22 protein-coding genes and 1 tRNA gene are annotated in these 19,376 nt (G+C 66.9%); 3 read left to right on the plus strand and 20 right to left on the minus strand.

The window, feature by feature from the left end:
• Positions 1-53: 53 nt before the first annotated feature.
• The 18 genes from ssb to Q7W51_00830 all read right to left on the minus strand — a co-directional run bounded on the left by ssb (position 54) and on the right by Q7W51_00830 (position 14,498).
• Positions 54-470: a single-stranded DNA-binding protein gene (gene ssb / locus Q7W51_00745; protein MDO8846904.1), complete on the minus strand. Its 417-nt coding sequence runs from the start codon at positions 468-470 to the stop codon at positions 54-56.
• A 50-nt stretch (positions 471-520) separates the two neighbouring features.
• Complete coding sequence (gene rpsF / locus Q7W51_00750; GenBank protein MDO8846905.1) at positions 521-814, minus strand: 30S ribosomal protein S6; 294 nt, start codon at positions 812-814, stop codon at positions 521-523.
• Positions 815-958: 144 nt separating this feature from the next.
• Entirely contained in the window at positions 959-1,867 is a 909-nt protein-coding gene (locus Q7W51_00755; GenBank protein ID MDO8846906.1) for a M23 family metallopeptidase, read from the minus strand.
• Between the two features lie 174 nt (positions 1,868-2,041).
• A tRNA-Gly gene (locus Q7W51_00760) sits at positions 2,042-2,116 on the minus strand.
• A gap of 42 nt (positions 2,117-2,158) precedes the next feature.
• Entirely contained in the window at positions 2,159-2,743 is a 585-nt protein-coding gene (locus tag Q7W51_00765; protein MDO8846907.1) for a hypothetical protein, read from the minus strand.
• Complete coding sequence (locus Q7W51_00770) at positions 2,740-4,245, minus strand: potassium transporter TrkG (GenBank protein ID MDO8846908.1); 1,506 nt, start codon at positions 4,243-4,245, stop codon at positions 2,740-2,742. Before Q7W51_00770 ends, Q7W51_00765 begins: the two co-directional genes overlap by 4 nt.
• 1 nt (position 4,246) lies before the next feature.
• Positions 4,247-4,396: a hypothetical protein gene (locus Q7W51_00775; protein MDO8846909.1), complete on the minus strand. Its 150-nt coding sequence runs from the start codon at positions 4,394-4,396 to the stop codon at positions 4,247-4,249.
• Positions 4,397-4,399: 3 nt separating this feature from the next.
• On the minus strand, positions 4,400-5,065 hold the full coding sequence (locus Q7W51_00780; protein MDO8846910.1) for an NAD-binding protein: 666 nt from the start codon (positions 5,063-5,065) through the stop codon (positions 4,400-4,402).
• A gap of 3 nt (positions 5,066-5,068) precedes the next feature.
• Complete coding sequence (locus Q7W51_00785; GenBank protein ID MDO8846911.1) at positions 5,069-5,710, minus strand: TrkA family potassium uptake protein; 642 nt, start codon at positions 5,708-5,710, stop codon at positions 5,069-5,071.
• 196 nt (positions 5,711-5,906) lie between these two features.
• Entirely contained in the window at positions 5,907-6,053 is a 147-nt protein-coding gene (locus Q7W51_00790) for a DUF5679 domain-containing protein (GenBank protein ID MDO8846912.1), read from the minus strand.
• 80 nt (positions 6,054-6,133) lie between these two features.
• Positions 6,134-6,823, minus strand: coding sequence for a DUF1461 domain-containing protein (locus tag Q7W51_00795; GenBank protein MDO8846913.1), 690 nt, complete (start codon positions 6,821-6,823; stop codon positions 6,134-6,136).
• Positions 6,813-8,057, minus strand: coding sequence for a GGDEF domain-containing protein (locus tag Q7W51_00800; GenBank protein ID MDO8846914.1), 1,245 nt, complete (start codon positions 8,055-8,057; stop codon positions 6,813-6,815). Before Q7W51_00800 ends, Q7W51_00795 begins: the two co-directional genes overlap by 11 nt.
• Positions 8,058-8,118: 61 nt before the next feature.
• Positions 8,119-10,050 (minus strand): hypothetical protein, encoded by a 1,932-nt coding sequence (locus Q7W51_00805; GenBank protein ID MDO8846915.1) that lies wholly within the window; start codon positions 10,048-10,050, stop codon positions 8,119-8,121.
• Positions 10,051-10,111: 61 nt separating this feature from the next.
• Positions 10,112-11,533, minus strand: coding sequence for a metallophosphoesterase family protein (locus Q7W51_00810; GenBank protein ID MDO8846916.1), 1,422 nt, complete (start codon positions 11,531-11,533; stop codon positions 10,112-10,114).
• A gap of 61 nt (positions 11,534-11,594) precedes the next feature.
• On the minus strand, positions 11,595-11,927 hold the full coding sequence (locus tag Q7W51_00815) for a hypothetical protein (GenBank protein ID MDO8846917.1): 333 nt from the start codon (positions 11,925-11,927) through the stop codon (positions 11,595-11,597).
• Between the two features lie 5 nt (positions 11,928-11,932).
• The gene (gene hcp / locus Q7W51_00820) at positions 11,933-13,576 is read right to left on the minus strand and encodes a hydroxylamine reductase (protein MDO8846918.1); all 1,644 of its coding nucleotides are present in this window, start codon (positions 13,574-13,576) and stop codon (positions 11,933-11,935) included.
• Positions 13,577-13,621: 45 nt separating this feature from the next.
• Positions 13,622-14,008 carry a 4Fe-4S binding protein gene (locus Q7W51_00825; GenBank protein MDO8846919.1) on the minus strand — a complete coding sequence of 129 codons (387 nt, stop codon included), beginning with the start codon at positions 14,006-14,008 and terminating at the stop codon, positions 13,622-13,624.
• 28 nt (positions 14,009-14,036) lie between these two features.
• Positions 14,037-14,498, minus strand: coding sequence for a nitrous oxide-stimulated promoter family protein (locus tag Q7W51_00830; GenBank protein ID MDO8846920.1), 462 nt, complete (start codon positions 14,496-14,498; stop codon positions 14,037-14,039).
• Positions 14,499-14,616: 118 nt separating this feature from the next.
• Between Q7W51_00830 and Q7W51_00835 the strand changes: the two genes are divergently transcribed.
• Positions 14,617-15,321 carry a Crp/Fnr family transcriptional regulator gene (locus Q7W51_00835; GenBank protein ID MDO8846921.1) on the plus strand — a complete coding sequence of 235 codons (705 nt, stop codon included), beginning with the start codon at positions 14,617-14,619 and terminating at the stop codon, positions 15,319-15,321.
• A 10-nt stretch (positions 15,322-15,331) separates the two neighbouring features.
• On the opposite strand, the gene Q7W51_00840 is transcribed toward Q7W51_00835, so the two are convergent.
• Together Q7W51_00840 and Q7W51_00845 are read right to left on the minus strand one after the other, a co-directional pair.
• Entirely contained in the window at positions 15,332-16,096 is a 765-nt protein-coding gene (locus Q7W51_00840) for a hypothetical protein (GenBank protein MDO8846922.1), read from the minus strand.
• 12 nt (positions 16,097-16,108) lie between these two features.
• A complete protein-coding gene (locus tag Q7W51_00845) occupies positions 16,109-17,158 on the minus strand; it encodes a hypothetical protein (GenBank protein ID MDO8846923.1) in 1,050 nt (349 codons plus the stop codon).
• Positions 17,159-17,465: 307 nt separating this feature from the next.
• Here Q7W51_00845 and Q7W51_00850 point away from each other — a divergent pair, with 307 nt between their 5' ends.
• Both Q7W51_00850 and Q7W51_00855 read left to right on the plus strand, forming a co-directional pair.
• A complete protein-coding gene (locus Q7W51_00850; GenBank protein ID MDO8846924.1) occupies positions 17,466-18,440 on the plus strand; it encodes a WYL domain-containing protein in 975 nt (324 codons plus the stop codon).
• Complete coding sequence (locus Q7W51_00855; protein MDO8846925.1) at positions 18,433-19,374, plus strand: WYL domain-containing protein; 942 nt, start codon at positions 18,433-18,435, stop codon at positions 19,372-19,374. The genes Q7W51_00850 and Q7W51_00855 overlap by 8 nt, the downstream gene beginning before the upstream one ends.
• The last annotated feature ends 2 nt before the right edge of the window (positions 19,375-19,376 follow it).

Raw genomic sequence — 19,376 nt, forward strand, 5'->3', positions numbered from 1 at the left:
GGCGGTGTATCGACCGCGCAGCGGGAGGGTACCGCCTGCGGCTGATGCGTCATCTAGAACGGGATCTCTTCTCCCGAATCGTCACCGGAGTCGGGCGCCGGCGCATCGGCCATAGCCGAGCCACCGCCGTGTCCGCCATCCCTCGACGACAGGAACTCGATCTCGTCGGCGACGACCTCGAGCTTCGAACGCTTGTCGCCCTGCTGGGATTCCCACTGGCTCCAGCGGAGCTTGCCTTCGATCGCGACTTTCGAGCCTTTGAAAAGGAAGCGCGAAAGCGCTTCAGCCCGTGCGCCGAAGACGGTCACGTCCACGAAGTTCGGGACGTCTTCCCACTCACCCGTCTGCTGGTTCTTGCGACGATCGTTCACGGCAACGCCCATCTTGAGGACGTTCATGCCGCTCCCGGTCGCGCGCAGCTCGGGATCGCGGGTCAGGTTGCCAGTTATCACCACTCGATTGATGCCCACGTGTGCCACCTCACTCGTTGATACCGGTCGTTACGACGCCGGCCAGATGTCTAGTCAAGATCGTCGCGACGGACGATCATGAATCGGAGCACCTGGTCGGTGATGTGCAGGACGCGGTCGAGCTCGGCGACGACGGCCGTGGCAGCGTGGAATTGGACGACCTGGTAGTCGCCCTCCTCCGTGTGGTCGATCTCGTGGGCAAGACGGCGCTTGCCCCAGGAATCCTCGGAATCGACCGTGCCGCTCTCGGCGGTGATGAGGCCCCTGATCTTCTCAAGGACGGCATCACGTGCCTCGTCCTCGAGGTTGGGGCGCAAGATGAGCATAAGTTCGTAAGCCTTCAATGTTCACCTCCCTCGGACTATGCGGCCCCGGGACCATTGAAGGCGATGCCCGGAGCAGGAAATGAAGCTTCCGAAGTGTACCAGAGGCTCGACAGCCCTACAATGACGTCTACCCCAACCCTCTGACACCCTGCGGCTTCGCCTTCAGTCCACGTGAACGGGAGCTGCTCGGCGCACAAGCACCAACCCGGCGGCTGCAACGCCCACCCCAAGCGCCAGCACTGCGCCGGCAGCGTTCCGCCCTGCGGGAACCGCGACGTGCGGACGATCGCGCACCGTGGCGCGAACGACGTTTGGAACCAGAGCGGAGGCTTCAGGCACGCCCGCGTCGCGCAACGCTGCCTCCACTGCTGCACCGCTTCTGCCGGCCGATGGCGCCGGGATGGCCGACTCGATGCTCGTCAGCGAAGCCGCAGAGCCCGCCTGCTCGGACACGGCGCTGGGACCCGGCACTGGCACGGCTGCTGGCGCGGCTGCTGGCGCAGACACGATGGCCGCCGAGCCGCCGGCCCCCAGTACCGTCTGCCCCGAGTCGGGCGTTGCGGCGGGTACCGCTGCAGGCACCTCAGCACTAACGGGCCCGACCGCAGTGAGCTCGCCCGGGTCGAGGTACAGGTCGCCGCTTCGCAGCCCCACGTGAAGGTGGGCCTCGGACGACGAGTCATCGCCGGATGCGGCCGCGTGGCCCAGGGCATCACCTGCCGATACCGCATCTCCGGTCGTCACCGTCATCCCGTCGAACGGCAGGAGGCTCATCCGTCTGCCGTCGGCAAGCTCCACAGTGACCGCGCCGCACGTTCCACCGCCATCGGCTGGCACCTGCCCCGCGAACGCCACCACCCCGGCCGCGGGAGATGTGACCAGCGCACCGGCGGTGGCGCGGATGTCCACGCCACGGTGCATGCCCCCCGGATAGACTGCGCCGAATCCCAGAAGCATCACGCCACCCTCGATCGGTGGCTGCCACTCGGATGCATGCGCACCTGTCACGTGCGCGAGAAGTGCGAGCAGAACCGCCGCAGCGATGATCGATCCCGTGAGACGCCTCGACATGGTGGACCCCCTTGACTCGTGCTTCGGAGGGGCCGAGGCAATCGAACCTGTGTTCGGTAGCATACGTGACTGCTGCGCGCACGCGCCAGGTGTCTGGCGACGAACGGCAGTATCACTCGACCGGCGGGGCTACTCGCACACAGGGGCCCCTCTCGGGGCCCCTCGGAACTCGTATGGAGCGGGTGACGAGACTCGAACTCGCGACACATGGCTTGGGAAGCCAATGCTCTACCACTGAGCTACACCCGCACGCGTCTGCATAGTTTAGGTCACCGCTCTGAGGGCGGCAAATCAGCGGCGACGAGGCTCGGTGCCGCGCTGCCAGAGCCGGTTGACCAGGTAGAGGCCGAGCGCCAGCAGTGCGAGACCGGCCGCCCAGGCGACCTTGGCGGGCCGGATCTCATCGACGACCTCGCGGCCCGTCTGCACGACGGTGAGCGAGGTCGCATGGATTTCGAGATCTCCCCCGTGCTCCGGACACGCCGCGTTGAAGGTGCCGGTGACCTGGACGATGTCGCCCTCGTGCTTGTAGTCGCCGTAGTACTCGATGTCCTCCACGAGCGCGGCGGGCAGCCACACCGCCATCCCGCTGTTGTAGCCGCCGAGCTGAGCGCCCTCTTCGACGTTCTCAAGGTAGTAGGCGTCATCGTTGATGTGCAGCCACGCGTTGTCTCCACGGACCATCGCCTCGCCGATGACCTCACCGGTGAAGGTGACCTCGGTCCCGTCGTGCTCCTTCGGCTCTTCCACGAGTCCGGCACTCGACGGCGAGTTCGGACTGGACTGAGGCGTGCCCTCGGCCCGGCAGCCCACCGTGAGAGCGAGCAGTCCGAGCAGTGTCGCCGCCACGAGGGCACGTGCCAGCCGGGTGCTCATCGACGACCCCTGATCATGGTAACGATGTAGCCGCCGAGCGCGAAGACGGACATGAACTCCAGGCGGCCGAGCCACATGGCAGCGATGTAGAGCACCTTCATGACATCGGGCATGGCCGGGGAGGTCACGCCGCACGAAAGTCCGGTGTTCGACCCTGCCGACACGCCCTCGAATGCCGCCTGCAGAAAGTCGTAGCCGTAGAAGGCGCCGACGATGGCGTTCAGTCCGTAGAGCGCCAGGTAGGCGATCGTGATCGTCATCGTCGTGCGCACGAGCGGGTCCTCGAGAAAGGCATCCTTGATGTGATGGTACTTCGAGGCCACAACGGCGCGCTCCGGAGAGAGCACTCTGCGGATGTCCTGCATGAACGCCTTGAAGATGATGCCGATGCGCATGCCCTTGATGCCGCCGGCCGTCGAGCATGCCGAGGCGCCGATAGCCATCGCCACGGTCGTGGCGATGAGCCCGACCGGGCCCCACTGCGTGACGAATGCACGGGAGTAGATTGTCGAGAACCCGGTGGTGGTGTGCCCGGATGCGAGCTGGTAGAAGGCCTTGCGGAAGAGCGTCATCGCGTCGGGGTATACGCCGGCCTTTGCGAGTGCGAAGGTCGCGATCAGTACGGTGAGCGAGAGTGTGATAGCGAACGAGACGGTCTCGATGTTGCGCAGGATCTCCTTGCGCTTCCCGGTCCACACGGCCCAGTGAAGCGCGAAGTTGAAGGAGCCGGCCACGAAGATGATGATGGTCACGATCTCGTAGGACAGCGCGTGATAGTAGAACGTGTTGTACGAACTCGGCGCAAAGCCACCGGTCGACCATGCGCCCATGTACACCCACAGCCCGTGAAGCGCGGCACGCAGCGGCTCCTGGCCGAGCGCGAGTCCTGCCACGGCCAGCACGACCGTGCCCACAGCGAGCCACGTGAGCGACACGAGCCAGATGGCGCGCGCGGTCTGCACCACATTCGGCAGGAGCCGTTCCTCCTTGCCCTCGCTCGCATACACCTTGTACGCGCCGGCGGTGCCCTTGAACAGAAACGTGAGCGCGATGACGACGATTCCCTGGCCGCCCGCGTACGTGAGCAGGTGTCGCCACATGTTCATGCCGTGCGAGAGATGGTCCAGGTCCTGCAACAGATACAGTCCTGTCGTCGTGTAGCCGCTCATCACGTCGAACATCGCGTCCAGATACGAGCCTTCGTGTCCCGAGAGCCAGTGCGGCATCGCGCCCAGAATGGTCGCCACGATCCACGACCCGGACGCGACCACCATGCCGTGGCTCCAACTCAGGTCGCGGTCCGTGCGACAAACGATCTGCGTACCGAAACCGAAGATGAGACACAGCGACATGCCGATCACGAAGTCGAGGACCGTGTCCCACTCACCCAACGCCAGCGACGTGAGCATCGGCAAAGTCATCAGCAGGCCGACGCCGATGATGATCTTGCCGGTGTACTTGCCGATGACGAGGTGATCGTCGCGGCGAGGGCGCAGCAGCATCCTAGAGGACCGCCTTCGCTACAAGCGCCATGACGAATGCGATGAGCGTCAGACCGAGGATGAATGCCGCCTCGGTCACGAGGCCGCCGATGTACTCGGGCCAGTTCTCCCGACTGGTGAGCCCGCGCTCACTGGGCTGTTTGCCGCGCATCGCCTAGGCTCCCGTCAGCGCCTTCTTGAGCGCGCGCTCGTGTTGCACGTTGGTGAACGCGATGACCACGTCGCCCGGCTGCATCTCGGTGTCTCCGTGAACGGGCATCGCATCGTCCCCGCGGATGAGCGCAACGATAAGGCAGTCCACCGGGAGGTTGAGGTCGACCACCTTCTTGCCACAGACGACGCACCGGTCGGTGGGCAGCTCGATCTCGACGATGGCCATGTTCCCCTTGCGCAGCGCCATGAGCGTGCGGATGTCGCCGATCGTGGCCTCTTCTTCGATGAGGCGGCTGATGATCGTCGTCGAGGAGATCGCCTCGACACCGAGCGCGTGGAAGATGTGCTCGTTCTTCGGGTTGTTCACGCGCGCGACCGCCCTCGGCACGCCGAAGGCGACCTTGGCGAGCTGGCAGGCGACGAGGTTGTCGTCATCGTCTCCGGTAGCCGCCACGAAGACGTCCGCCCGGCTGAGGCCGGCGTCCTCGAGGTAGATCGAGTCGCAGCCGTCGCCGTGGATGATGAGCGGCTCCCCGGGCAGCTCGGTGACGAGCTTGCGGGCGATCTCCTCACGCTTCTCGATCACGGCAACCGCGTGACCGTTCTCGAGGAGCTGCCGGGCCAGGTACGACGCCACCTTGCCGCCGCCGTTGATAACGACGTACATCGCTCACTCCTCCATGAAGCGCTCGACTTTGGGGAAGACCTCGTCCTTGACCGCGGCGAAGATGATGTCGCCCTGATGGAGCACCATCTGCGGCTCAGGGATGTGGGCGACCCGCCCGCGGACGACCGAGAAGATACGGAAGCGACGCTCGATCTCGATCTCGTCCACCTGCTTCCCCTCGACCGCTGATCCGCCTTTGAACTCGATCACCTCGATATCGTCGATGCTGTTGAGGTGGTGTCCGTGACCGGACTTGATCTTCTCCATGAGCGACTCGGCCACGAGCGTGGTCCCGCAGACGTAGTCGAGGTCCAGCAGCTGGTAGGTGCGCTCCCGCACGGGATTGTAGAGACGCGCCACCACGTGCCGCACGCCGAAGATGGTGCGCGCCACCTCGGCGGCCATGAGGTTCGTGTTGTCGAGGTCGGTCGTGGCCGCGAAGGCATCAGCCTCCCGGATGCCGGCCTCCTCAAGAACTTCTTCATCGAAGCCGAGACCGAGAATGGTGACGCCATTGAACGTGCCGCCCAGCCGACGGAAGGCCGACTCGTCGCGGTCGATCACGACGACGTTGTGCCCCTCGACCGAGAGCATCATGGCGAGTTGTGAGCCCACACGCCCACATCCCACAACGACGATGTTCATCGCCTGCGACCGCCTTCTTCCCCGGCCGGGACTCCCCTACCGGCTGAACAACAACGCTCGACGCTACTCCTGGCCGTATGCCCCGTCAAGATAGAACGTTACACCCCGCATGCGGTGCCGTCCCCTGTCACGACCCGGGAACACGAACGGGCGCCCGGTGTGGGCGCCCGTTCGATACCTATGAAGCGAAGACCGGCTACTTGCCGATCTTGAAGATCTTCGTCCCGCAGACGGGGCACAGGCCCTGCGTGGCCGGACGGCCGTTCTTCATCACGATGTCCTTGGCGTCCTTGATCTCACGCTTGGCCTTGCACTTGACGCAGTAACCTTCCTTGGCTGCCATGCGCCTAACCTCCTTGATTCCGTCGTCGCGTCCCCCAACGGGAAGCGGATACCCACTCGGAGCATCGCGCTCCGAGGCAACTATACACCGTAGTTACCCCGTGTGAAGCCCAAGCGTCGCCCAACGATGAAGAGCATGAGGGCGGACATAAGGACAAGCACCCCCCAGAGCGCTCCTGCTGAAACCCAGAACGCGATGGGGAAGACCCGTATGAGCAGGGCATTCTCGGGGAATGTCCACGTTCCGGGCTCGAAGAACAGGCTGTGAAACCAGGAGAAAAACGAGCCGAAATCGACTGTCCCCACGAGTACGCTGAGCACGGCACCAATCGCCAGAAGCAGTGCTGCGCCGCGCAGGCCGGAGCCCACGACGCGTCGGCCGTCGGCCGTCCTCGCACGCAGCACGGCCCACATGACCGCGAGCACCAGCAGGACGAACGTGAGTCCTCTGGCGGGCAGCAGCACGTCCCTGACGTCCACCAGGTGCGATACCGCCGCCTCGTCGAACGCCGGAGCACCCGCGATAGTCTCGGGCAGCGCTGGAGCATCGGCCTCGAGCACGAAGACGCGCACCGCCTCGGCCGCCTCGATGGTGGCGTCCTCGCCAAGGCCGGTCAGGCTTGCCGAGTCGACCGCCAGCACGATCGCGCGAACGCAGGGCGCCGTCGTGACGGGCAGCAGAGCCACGCCGATGGCGGTGATGGCGAGCAGGATGGCCGCGAGTGCGGCTTCGGCACGCGCTAGGCCGCGAAGGCCCGTCTCACGCGTCATCGTCGGCATCGTCGACCAGCCAGGAAGCCCGGACGGTGTTGCCGCCGGCGCGCACCGCGGTCGAGAGCATGCGGTCGGCCGCGTCGATGAGCGCATCCGAGGACTCACCGTCACGCGGAGCGACTGCGACACCCACGCTCACGGTGGCGCTCACCCCGCTTGCTCGCACGGACTCGACGCCTGCCCGGAAGGCCTCGGCGATCGCCAGCGCCCGATCGCCGATCGGCAACGGCGCTCCCTGGTACCGGCCCACCTCGGGAAGGATGAGGGCCAGCTCCTCACCGCCAAAGCGACACGGCACATCCACGTTGCGAGACCACTCCCCTGCCTGCGAGTCGCTGACCTCCCGCAGCTTACGGCCGATCGCTGCGAGCAGCGCGTCGCCAATGTCGACCCCGAACGTGCGATTCACCTCGCCCAGCCCGTCGATGTCAGCGAGCACAAGCGCAACAGACCGATCGTTGCGCCGTGCTCGTTCGATCTCGGTCGGGAGCACGCGCTGGAAGTACGGGCGGTTGAACAGGCCGGTCAGCTCGTCGACGAACGAGCTCTCCTGGAGCTCGCGCTCGCGAGAACGGATCGTCTTCATCATCAGCATGCCGACAAGCGCGGCTCCGGCGTACAGGGTCACCTTCCACAGATAGCGCACGAGAACGTACGTAAGATTCGCGTGGAGCTCATTCGCCACGAAGGGCAGATCGATGTGGGGCAGCCATCCCAGGTACTCGCCGAACAGCACGAAACCGTAGAGCGCCGAGCACGCTGCAACGAGCATCCAGACTTGCGATCGCTTCGGCAGGATGAACGCGGCCTCGAGTACGAACAGGACGTACATCGACGAGAACCACGAGTAGACACCGCCGCTGTAGTACACCAGCACCGTCACGACGATGGCGTCGAAGAGCAGCTGCGCCTGGTTCAGATAGGCGATGTTGGCGAACCTGCGGTACGTGACCTGATACAGCCCGTTGTAGAGGAGCACGCCGAGGAGCGCGATCGCGGGGATGATCATGTTGCGCATGAGGATGTCGAGGTCGGTGCTCAGTCCGTAGATCGACGCCGCCACGACAGAGTAGGCGGCGAGCACCGCGACGATCGCCCAGCGCACGCGAATGACCAGCCCGACTCGCTCGGCGTTCGCGCGAAGCGCTTCGATGTCGTACTGTGTCGGCTGCTCCCGCCATGAGACGACCGCGGTGCGGGCCAGCGTCTTGGCGATCTTGCTCTGGTTCACACGCTGCCTCCGAGCGCCCGGACGTATCCGTCCGAGCCATGCGCTGGCGCTGGCCGGGACCCTACAGGTCGCGTACCAGCGCGGTGACGAATCCTGCGGCCTGCTCGACGGTCTTAGCTGTCACGTTGTCGACCGTGTCGGTGCGCCAGCGCCAGTTCGGCACACGCCCGTTGATGTCGAACGCCATGATCGTCATCGCTTTGAACCGCCGGGCGAGCGCCGGCGTGACGCTGGTGGTAAGGCCCCTGCGAGTGCCGCCCTTCACCGCGATGCCGTTCTCGCGTGCGGTCCGCTTCGCCTGGGTCACCAGGCGCCGGTCGGAGCGATAGGTCCGGCCCATGCCCTCTTCGGTGACGTAACCGACTGCGCCAGCGCCGACGTTCTCGATGTTGATGATCAGCGCGTCGTCGAGATCGTCTCCGTACTCTTCGAGCAGGGCCCGGATGCCGCACCCGCCGGCGTCGTCTGCTCCCGTCGCGACGAACCAGATCTCCTTCTCCACCAGCGCCCGGTCTACGTTCTCGGTCACGCGCCTGCGTATGCGTGCTGCCGAATCGACCGCCGAACCGTCTTCGCCCGCTGGGTCGCCCGCCGTTCCGGCCTTGAATCCGAACTCGTCGTCATCGTCGATGTTGTCCCAGCTGCCGATCTGCTTGCCCGCCTTGCGGACGTCGAAACCCTTGCCGATGCCGAGCCATGCGCTGATGCCGTGACCCTGATGGACCTCGTCGTCGTCATCGGGCTCCGGCGACGGCCCGGCTGTGGGTTGTGGCTTCGGCGCGGGGGCCGGTGCCTCCTGGGCAGGCTCGAACATCAGCCGCTCCTGCCCCTCGACCAGGTCCTCGTCCTCCGCGGGCGGCGGCGGCGTTGCGTCCCAGCGCGCGGGGATAGGCGCAGGGGCCGGTTTGCTTGGCGCCGCTGGGCGCGATGTGCGCCACGAGTCAACGACCGGGCGAGGCGTCTCCGCCGGCGTCTCAACGTCCTCCCAGAGCGGACCCACACCGGCCTCCTCGGCCCAATCGCCTGAGGGCGCGCTCGAGGCAGGCGCCGACTCCGGCACCACCGGGCTCACCGGCTCGGACACGCGCGGGCTCACCGGCTCGAGTGTCCCGGTCTCCCAGTCGATGTCGCCGAAGCCGCCGAGCGACGCATCTTCGACCACGGGGACAGAAGCGTCGTCGACAGATCGGTACTCGAGCAGCGCCTCGTCGGGCGCCACGCCGGCGTCGTAGGCGGCCTCCACGCTCCGGCGCAAGGGCCGGTCGTGGAACTGCACCTCGTCGGGCTCGGGAACCGTCGCTTCCATCACGCTGATCATCGCGGCCACGCCCGATGCGTTGGCGTTCGCGCCGTCGGTTGCGTGCATGAGAAGCTCGCGATGCACGGCGATCAGCAGCGGAACGACGAGGCCGCCGCCAACCACGATCGCCGCCACCCCAGTCCACGGCTGCCAGGCGGACGCGAACGGCAGCGCCGCGAACACGATCACGAACGGCGTCGCGAATGTCATCACTTTGGTGGCGGTCACGATCGTCCGCTGGTGCTTCACCATGCCCGGGCTGTACGCGAGCGAGGACTTGGCCGAGTCGTAGTGCGCGACGATGACGACGCGCTTCAGCCGCTCGCCCCGACGCTGCCTCGGCACGTGCCTGGCGATGATGTTCTGGCTGGGGCCCTTCGGCATGAAGCGGGAGAGCAGCGACCGCGTCGAGAGCTCGAACCACAGAAGTACGGCTGCCAGGACCGCGGGAACGACCGCTACCAGGGGCAGCCAGAACGTGAGCGCCACTGCAAGCAGCGTGAGCACGTGGCAGATGACGAACGGCCACGATGTCGTACGCGCTGCGTCGAACTCCTGGCGCTCGACGTCGAGCCCCCGGGTCCGGAAGACATCTTCGATGTAGTCCGCCGCGTTCGCCTCGGCGTCAGTCGCCGCCGGACGCGGGCCGATGACCTCGGCTAGTTGGTGGACGTGTTCCATGACCTGCGACATCGGGCCTCCCGAAGCTCATCGCGAAAGAGTGCGGCTGTCGCTCATGATACCGCAGGCACCGTCACATCCCCGACGCGGAGTCCTCGTCAAACACGGTACGCCGTATCGCCGACTGACGCGTCTTGCCGTAGACCTCGATCTGGTCGACGGCCACGAGCACGCCCGGTTCCGTGCGCGAGAAGTAGAGGATCGCCGCACTGTGCGGAATGTGCGGATCGGAGCGCAACTCCGTGAAGTGGACCCCGCCCGTGGTCCCCGCGCCGAGAAACACCGTCCCGTCGCGAGTCTCGAGCGCGGGCGCGTGCGTGTGGCCCGATAGCACGATCGTCGTCGCACCCGCGAATGCCTGCCCGGTCGCCGGGTCGTGCACCGCGACGATGTCGAAGACCTGCCCTGCCCGATCGTCCGCCACCTCACGGCCCCGCTCAGCCGCACGCGCCGAGTCGGGCTCAACGTCGCTGCCCGCGCCGGCCGGGTCACCGACGCCCAGGATCGCAAGACCGCCCGCGGTAATCGTCGTCTCGGCGTCGAGAACCGTAACGCCGCTGTCGGCGATCGCAGCCACGATCGAAGGCGAATCGTGGTTTCCGGGCACGAACACGTACGGGCGGCCGCTCATCTGCGCGACCGCGAGTGCTGCCTCCTGCTCGGTCCCGAAGTGCGCGATATCGCCCGTGTCGATCACGAGCGCTACGTCGTACGCCGAGGCCAGATCCAACGCGAGTTGCATGCCGACAGGATCAAGATGCAAGTCGCTCACGTGCAGCACTCGGTACGTATCGGAGAGCAGTCCTCCACCGACGTACGCCTGGTCCACTCCGTAGTAGGCGGCAAGGCCCTCCGCGAGTGCGCCAATTTGTCCCTGCAGTGTCTCGACATCGGCGATGCGGCCCTGCACGAGTGAGATCGCCTGGGGCGCATAGCTGAGCGCGCCTTCATACGTGGGTTCCTCGAATGCGGCAGCGTCGAAGCTGCCGGCGCCGATCGCAAGGCCCAGGCCGAGAAGAACGAGCACGATCAGGCTGGACGCCGCCGTCACGCGGCGCGACCGCACGAGCGCCCGTGCCACCACCGCGCTCGCGGCCACGGCCGCCAGCAGACCCTGGATTCCCGCGAGGGCGACCGCCCAACGGAGCGATGCGACCCACGCATCGATCTCCTCACGTGAAGGGACGCCGTTGTTGGCGAGTGCGGTGATCCCAGCGACATCCACTTCTTCAAGTGAGATCGTCGCCGAGATCGGCCCGGCGTGCGTGTCTGCCGAGACGCTTCCGAACGGAGGCAGCACGAGCGTGAGGACTCCGTCAGTCGCAGGCGACAGCCGGACCCCGATTCGAGCCGGACCAACCGCACGGACGGTGGATGCGGCCAGTCCAAACACCACCAGGCCGGTCACCACCGCCAAGAGCACGGAACCGATCGTCCTCACACGGTCGGCGCGCACGGACCCGATCCAGCGTTGGATGTAGCTCTCTGCCTCCATGGGACAACGATACCCCGCGACCGGCGGTCGCGGGGTATCGTTTGCGCCGCACGCACGGGTCCTAGGGCCCCATCGCAGACGTGCCGTCCTGGTGGCAGCCGAAGCACTCGCTCATGCGATAGGTGGCGTGCTCGGCCGCCACGTCGGGATCGTCGCTGTGGCACACGCAGCCCGGGATCTCGATCGCGAGCGGATCGGACTTCTCGTCCTGTGTGGGGACCAAACCCCCGGTCTCCGAAGTTGTCACTGCCCCGGAAACCGCGACAGGCGCTGCCGCTTCCGGACGCACCTGCGTGTTCACGGGCTTGCCGAGCGCGAACATGACCACGGCGATGCCGCCCAGCACGAATAGGCCCACAACCACAATGAGGCCGGTGCGCTGCAGCGTCTTCATCTGCTTCAGGCCGCGCTTTCGCCGAGGATGACGTCGAGGTCCTCCTGCGCGGTGGCCGCGATCGGCTTGATGGCGAAGGTATCCACGAGCACCTGGAGCACCGCAGGCGTGATGAACGCCGGAAGGGTGGGCCCAAGCCGGATGTCGGTGATGCCGAGGTGCAGCAGCGTGAGCAGGATCGCGACCGCCTTCTGCTCGTACCACGACAGGATCATCGAAAGCGGCAGCTCGTTCACGCCCACCTCGAACGCATCGGCAAGCGCGACCGCGATCTTGATCGCCGAGTAGGCGTCGTTGCACTGGCCCACATCGAGCAGGCGCGGGATGCCGCCGATCTCGCCGAGCTGGTGGTCGAAGAACCGGAACTTGCCGCACGCGAGCGTGAGGACGATCGTGTCCGCCGGGGCAGCATCGACGAAGTCGGTGTAGTAGCTGCGGCCTGGCTTCGCGCCATCGCAGCCGCCCACGAGGAAGAAGTGCTTGATCGCGCCGGTCTTCACGGCCTCGATCACGGTGGGAGCCACCGAGAGCACCGCGTTGCGGCCGAAGCCGACCATCACGGAGCCGCCGTCGACCTCGTCGGTGAAGCCGGGCAGCTCGAGCGCGCGATCGATGACGGCCTTGAAGTCGCCGTTCTCGACATGCGCGGCCTTCGGATGCGCCACGCGGCCGGTGGTGAAGATGTTCTCGGCGTAGGTGTCCTTCGGCAGCTGGATACAATTTGTCGTCATGAGGATGGCACCGGGGAACTCGTCAAACTCCTTGCGCTGGTTCTGCCACGCAGTGCCGTAGTGCCCGTAGAAGTGCGGGTGCTTCTTGAGTTCCGGATAGCCGTGCGCCGGCAGCATCTCTCCGTGCGTGTAGATGTCGATGCCGAGGCCCTCGGTCTGCTCCAGCAACTCCTTCAGGTCCTTGAGGTCGTGGCCCGAGACGACGATCGCCTTGTTCGGACGGTGGCCGAGCGGCACGGTCGTGGGCACGGGGTGCCCGTAGGTGCCGGTGTTGGCGGCGTCGAGCAACTCCATGACCCACAGGTTGACCTCACCGGTCTTGAGCGCGAGACCGACCCAGGCCGTGAGGTCGAGATTCCTGTCGGACAGCGCTGCCAGCAGCTCGTGCATGAACGCGTAGACCGCAGCGTTCTCGTGACCGAGGACGCGCGCGTGGTCAGCGTAGGCCGCGATGCCCTTGAGACCGTAGATTGAGGTCTGCTGTAGCGCCTGGATGTTCTCGTCCCGGTCGTGGTCCGAGAAGATGCCGACCGCCTCACCTTGCGTGATGAGACCCGTAAGGTCGGCGGCGGGCTCGAACGCGACTGCCGGATCGTCCGCCGGAATGGCGCCCCCCGCCGCTTCGACCGTCGCACGAAGCGCTGCCTTCATGGCGGCGCCCTCGGCGATGACGCCGGCGAGATGCTCCGCGTCGAAGTCCACGTTGGTGACGGTTGTGAAGAGCGCCTGCGTCGTGTACGCGGCAGCCGCATGGTCGACGACGCCGACCCTGTCTCCGGCCACAGCGATCGCGGCGATGCCCTTGAGCTGGTGGATCAGCAGGTCCTGAAGCGCCGCCACTTCAGGCGTCTTGCCGCACACCCCCGACTTGGTGCATCCGACTCCCCCGGATGCCTGTTCGCACTGATTGCAGAACACCTGCCTCACTCCTTCTCACTCGTAGGACGGCCGACCCTGCGGTACCTAGCCGTGGATGAGCGCCGGCAGGCAGCGGGTGCAGACCCACTCGCTCCGGCCCTGCTGCCGCACCGGCAGCAGCGGCGCGCTGTCCTCATCGGTACCGCAGCGGAAGCACGCCTGCGGGATGTAGGTCCGCTGCTTCTCGGCGATGATCGGCTCGGCGGCTTCGTGGTCGAACGGCACCGCCTCGCGCACCTCGATCGTGAGCGCACCAGTAGGACACACGCCGAGGCAGAACCCCGCGCCATCGCACAGCTCCTCGCGGATGACCCTGGCCTTGCCGTTCACGATCTCGATCGCGCCCTCGGCGCAGGGGCTGACGCACAGGCCGCAGCCGGTACACAGCTCCTCATCGATCCGCACGATCTGCCGATTGGTGGTCGTGGACATAGATGGTTCCTCTCTCGCTTTGGCACCGCTACTCTGCGGTGTGGTCGCCTGACCTGTCGGCTGGCGGCGCTTGCGCGGCACGCCTCGCCATCTCGCCCTTCCACCTGCGGGCCTCGAGCGCGTGCCTGATGCCCGCGATCGCGTAGCCGTGCCACATCGAGCGCGGCCCGGCGTACCGCATCATCTGCCGCTGCCACTCAGCCTCGCCGGGCTTGTAGCAGTGGGTGTCGCAGTGCGCGCAGAACGGCTTCGGATCCCTGGGGCAGTAGGCCCGCCGCTTCTCGGCGTAGCGGACGTGCTCGGCGCACTCGGCGCACAGTTTCGGCACCCGTCGTCGATACACGCCGAGGGAGACTGCGTCGCTCGCCAGGTGCTCGCGCTCGCGGTCGCGGTGGTTGCCCACGCAGTAGATGGCAGCCAGTCCCGCCACGATGCGCGTGTCGCTGCGCACCTTGTCGTCGGCCATCCGTTCCGCGAACCGGTCGCTCACGCGAGCATCCTTCCTTCGGGGCTGTCACACGTTGGAACGTACCCGCAAGCGGCGGCGGCGTCCTTGACGCACGTCAATCCGACGCCGAATGTATGAGCGGTCCTGAGAGGAGGTGCCCGTGGGAGATGTTCGAGACGATGTGGTGGCCGCACTGCGTGCGTGCCGTCTATGGCATACCGCCAGCGACGAGGGCGTGTTGCGGATAGCGCGCGCCGCCTCGGTCCAGGAGGTTCCACGCGGCACGGCGCTCGCGGTGGAGGGCGACCCGGCCGACCGGCTGGGGGTGGTTGTCGCCGGCCGCGTGCGCGTCTTCCACGCCGGGGCCGACGGCCGGGTGATCGTGCTCGAGGCGCTGGGGAGCGGCGAAGCCTTCACTGCCGTGGCCGCGCTCGCAGGCAGCCGCTATCCCGCCAATGTCGACGCGGCCACACCCGCCACGATCGCCTGGGTCTCGCGCGAGTCGCTCTTCGCGCTCCTCGACGACGAACCCGAGATCGCACGGGCCCTGATCGCGGACCTTGCCGGTCGCGTCATGAGTCTCACGAGCGTCGTCCAGACACTCGCGATGGATGTTCCCTCGCGCCTGGCCCGCTACCTCTTCCAGCGCTCGCTCGCCGCAGGTGAGGCGACCGCCGAAGGACTGCGCGTGCCGCTCGGCATGCCGAAGTCCGAGCTGGCCGCCTCACTCGGCACAGTTCCCGAGACGCTCTCGCGCGCGCTGGCGCGACTCCGCGATGACGGCGTCCTCGAGGTGCGTGGCAGCGACGTCATGGTGCTCGACGTGGGAGCGCTCGCGCGGCTCGGCAGCGGCTACGACGAGTAGGCGGCCGAGGCTACTCCTCGGCGAGCCCCTTGGCAGCGCCGTCGCGCTCTGTCGCGATGCGCTCCCTCACCGCTGCGGCACCCTTCTCGAGCGTGCCCGCGAGCAAGAAGCCGGCGAGCAGCACCGCGCTCGCCACCATCTCAGCCGGATAGAGCCCGACCGTAGAACCCGCGCGCGCCATCGAGCCCGCGCCCGCGATGATGAGCGTGCCGAGGATGATGAGCGCGTTCGCCCACACCCGATAGCGATACTCCCGCTTGGGCCAGAACTTGATGATCGACCACAGCGATCCGCCGATGAGCAGGAGCGTGCCGGTGATGTTGAACGGCAGCGACATCACGCGCGGGAACGACGAGCCCGCGCCGAGCGCCGAGCCGCCTACGGTGATGCCCGCCACAAGGTTCTCCTCGACCAGCGTGGTATCGAACACGCCCCACAGGAAGATGGCAAGGCACGAGAGCACGAAGACGAGGTAGATGGTCGGGAGCGTCCGCTTCTTCGTGATCAGGTAGAGCGTGCCGAGGCCGAGGAAGCCGACCATCGAAGCCGCCATCACGATGTAGAAGCGGTAGATGGTGGGATCCCAGGTGCCGGTGTACTCCGAGTAGGCCTCCATGAGCGCGGCGACCGCGTAGAACAAGAACCCCGTGGCCCACGCGAGCTGATGCGGCTTGCGACGCTTCGCCCACTGCGAGAGCAGTAGCCCCACGTAGACGAACCCGATGAGTCCGGTGGCCAGCGGCCACCACCAGCTCGACCAGAACGCGTCGCCCATGCCCGCCCCTTTTCAGTCGTCGGTGATGGCGGGCTCTCCGAGCTCGCTCACCCGCTCGCCCGCTTTCCGCGCGCGCTCGCGTGCATCAAAGTACCGTTTCGAGACATCGGCTGTCTCGGCGTTGTAAGCGTTCGCGATCGGATCCCGTACCGAGGCCGGCAGTGCCTGCGCCATCGCGACGATCTCCGCGTCACGCTGATTGTAGGTGTCGAGCTTGGTATTCGATCCGGCGATGTCGCCCGCGAGCCACACGGCATCGATCTCTTTGGCAAGTGCAATGAGTGACACCTTCGCGTCCACGTAGCTGCTGAACGCCGTGAAGTCGGCTCCCGGGAACGATGCCGTGGCGCTCGCGATGAGCGAGTGCGCCACCTGAAGCCGGGCCTCTGCCTGAACCGAGTAGTCGTCGGAGGCCCTCACGCCGTCCGCCGTGTGCTTGTTGAACTCGGCCACTGCCTGCGCGCTGAGGTCCTCGGCTGCCTTGATCTCGACCACTGCCTGATCCGCGTACTGGATGGCTGTCGCCGCCCTGATGTCGGCCTCGAGGATCACGGGTGCAAGCTCCATCATCTCGGCGCGTGCGTCCGCGCTATCCCTCAGCGCATCGGCGTACGCGACCCGCTCCTCGGGCAGGTTGCCGAGGGCCCGCTCGACGATCTCAGCTGCCTCGAGGACATCGGACCGCACGTCGTCGGCAAGATCGACCGCCTCGATCGTCGGGGTGGCGATCACTGCCGAGATCTCTATCTGGACCGCTTCGTCCACAAGCAGCAAGTCCTCCTCCGCGTCCTCGAGGATGGTCGCCGCCTGCGCAAGGTCCGCCTCGGAGGACCGCACGCGGTCGTAGGAGCTCCAGGCGTACCAGCCGGCCGCGACAAGCGCGATCACGGCAACAACGGAGAGCACCCATCCGAGGACGCGGAACGGCTTGCGGGGTTGCTCGACAGCTGGCGCGGAAGGCCGGGTAGCCGCGCCCGTCGAACTCGGCGCGGCGAGTGGCGCGGTCGTTTCAGGCGCCGGGGCGGCGGCGGGCTCAGCTGCAGTGGCATCGTGATCGCTCATGGCACCCCCTTCATCGTCACAGTTGTAACGCCCCCCGCACACAAGGGCAACCACGGCGATATGAGAGCAGGCCAGATGCATAAGTTGGGGCCTGTTTCGCATACCCTTGTGGCATACGTTTCGCTATCATGACAGCGGGACGGGCGACCCGCCCTCTCCTCCCCCCTCAGGGGCGGGGAACGCCGCCCACTATAGCCAGGCGCGCATCCCCCCGCGCGCCTGGCTTGCTTCTTCCCCGGGCTGCATGCTGAATGCGGGCACCTGTCGCGCTAGAATCGACACGGAGCCCAACGACAGGAGCCCGGTCATGCCGGATGCGGTCGAACGACTGGTCAATCTCGCCCTCTTGCTTGCCTCGACACGGCAGCCGGTCACGGCGGCACGGGCCCGGGCAGCCGGCCTCGGTTATCCGGATAGCCAGGACGACATCGCGTTCATCCGCATGTTCGAGCGCGACAAGGACGCGTTGCGCGCAGCGGGCCTCGTGATCGAAGTCGTCACAGACGGAGGCACCGAGGCGTACCGCCTCGATGCCGACGCCACGTACGCCCGGCCGATCGAACTCGCTCCGGATGAGATGGCTGCGATCGGGGCAGTCGCGGCCGCACTCGCCGAGGATCCCGGCTTCCCCTTTCGCAACGACCTCGTGCTCGCGTTGGGCAAGCTCGGAACGAGCTCACTCGAGCATCCGCTCTCCACGACACAGACCGTCGACGACGACTCAGCCGGTCAGGGTCTCTACGCACGAGCGCTGGCAGAGGCGATCCAGACGCGCAAGACGGTCACCTTCGACTACACCAACGCGCAGGGCGAATCTCGACGTCGCATCGTGGACCCCTACGGGGTCTTCTTCCGCGGCGGCATCTGGTATCTCGCCGGCCAGGACCGCGATGCCGACGCGACACGCACGTACGCCGTGAGCCGGATCCGCGACCTGGACGTCAATCCACTCCGCCCCCACACACCTGACTTCGAGCGGCCTGAGGAGTTCGATGTCCGCGAGCACGAGCGGCTGCCGTTCGAGCTCGGCGCCACCGCCATCACCGCGCGCATCCGCTTCGAGCCCGAGATCGCATGGCGCGCCGAGAGTCTCGCACGCGGTCGCGGTTCGATTGCGATGCTCTCTGACGGCTCGGCTGTATGGACCGTGCCCGCTGCCGACCTGCAGCGCCTCGCCTCCTGGCTCGTCGATGAGGGCCCGGGACTCCATCCGGTGGAGCCGCCCGAGCTCGTGTCCGCTCTGTGCGACGGTCTCCGTGCGGTGGTGTCGGCACATGAGTAAGCAACTCGATGCCGCCACCCGCGCGCGCCGGCTGCTTGCGCTCCTCCCGCACCTGCGCAAGGGCGACTGCGTGCCGTTGACCGACCTCGCGACGGCGGTGGGCTGCACGGCCGAGGAGGTCGCCTCCGACCTCGGCACGCTCACGATGTGCGGCATCCCGCCGTTCACACCCTTCGATCTGGTCGACCTCGACATCGAGGGCGACGCTGTCTGCGTGTACATGGACCCGCCCGGTCTTGAGCGACCACTCAGACTCACGACGGCCGAGGCACGTGCACTTGGCGCCGCGTTGGAGGTCGCCGGGTACGCCGCCGACGCTCCGCTTCGCGTGCGCCTTTCCGCCGTGTGCTCCCAGGACGTCCCGCTCGAGGAGCTCGAGCGCACCGTGCGCACGGGCGCTGCGCCCGGCGGTGCCGCCGATGTTTACTCGGCACTCGCAGTCGCCGCCGAGGAGCACGAGAAGCTGCGCATCGCGTACTACACCGGCTCGTCCGGCCGAGTCGCCGAGCGAGTGGTCCACCCGTGGGCGCTCGTCCAGCGCCTGGGCATCTGGTACCTGGTCGCATGGTGCGAGTCCGCAAGCCAGGAGCGGGTGTTCCGCCTCGACCGCATCCGCGGGATCGAGCACACAGGGGCCACGTTCCCACCCGCGAGCCAGGTCTCCACCCTGGTGACCCCCGATACCTCGACCTTGCCTCCCGCCGAGATCCGATTCGCGCCGGGAGCAGCACTGCCCGACGATCGCCAGTGGCCCGGCGTGAGCTTCGAGCCTCAAGCTGACGGGAGCACCCTCGCGCAGGTCCCCTATCAGTCGGCTGCCTGGATCGCCCGGCGCGTTGCGGCATACCTCGGCATGGCCGAGGTCGTATCGCCGGACGAGGTCCGCACGGCCGTTCAGGCACTCGCCGAGGACCTGCTGCACCGCGCGCGGTAAGA

Source organism: Coriobacteriia bacterium, assembly GCA_030652115.1.
GTDB lineage: Bacteria > Actinomycetota > Coriobacteriia > Anaerosomatales > Anaerosomataceae > UBA6100.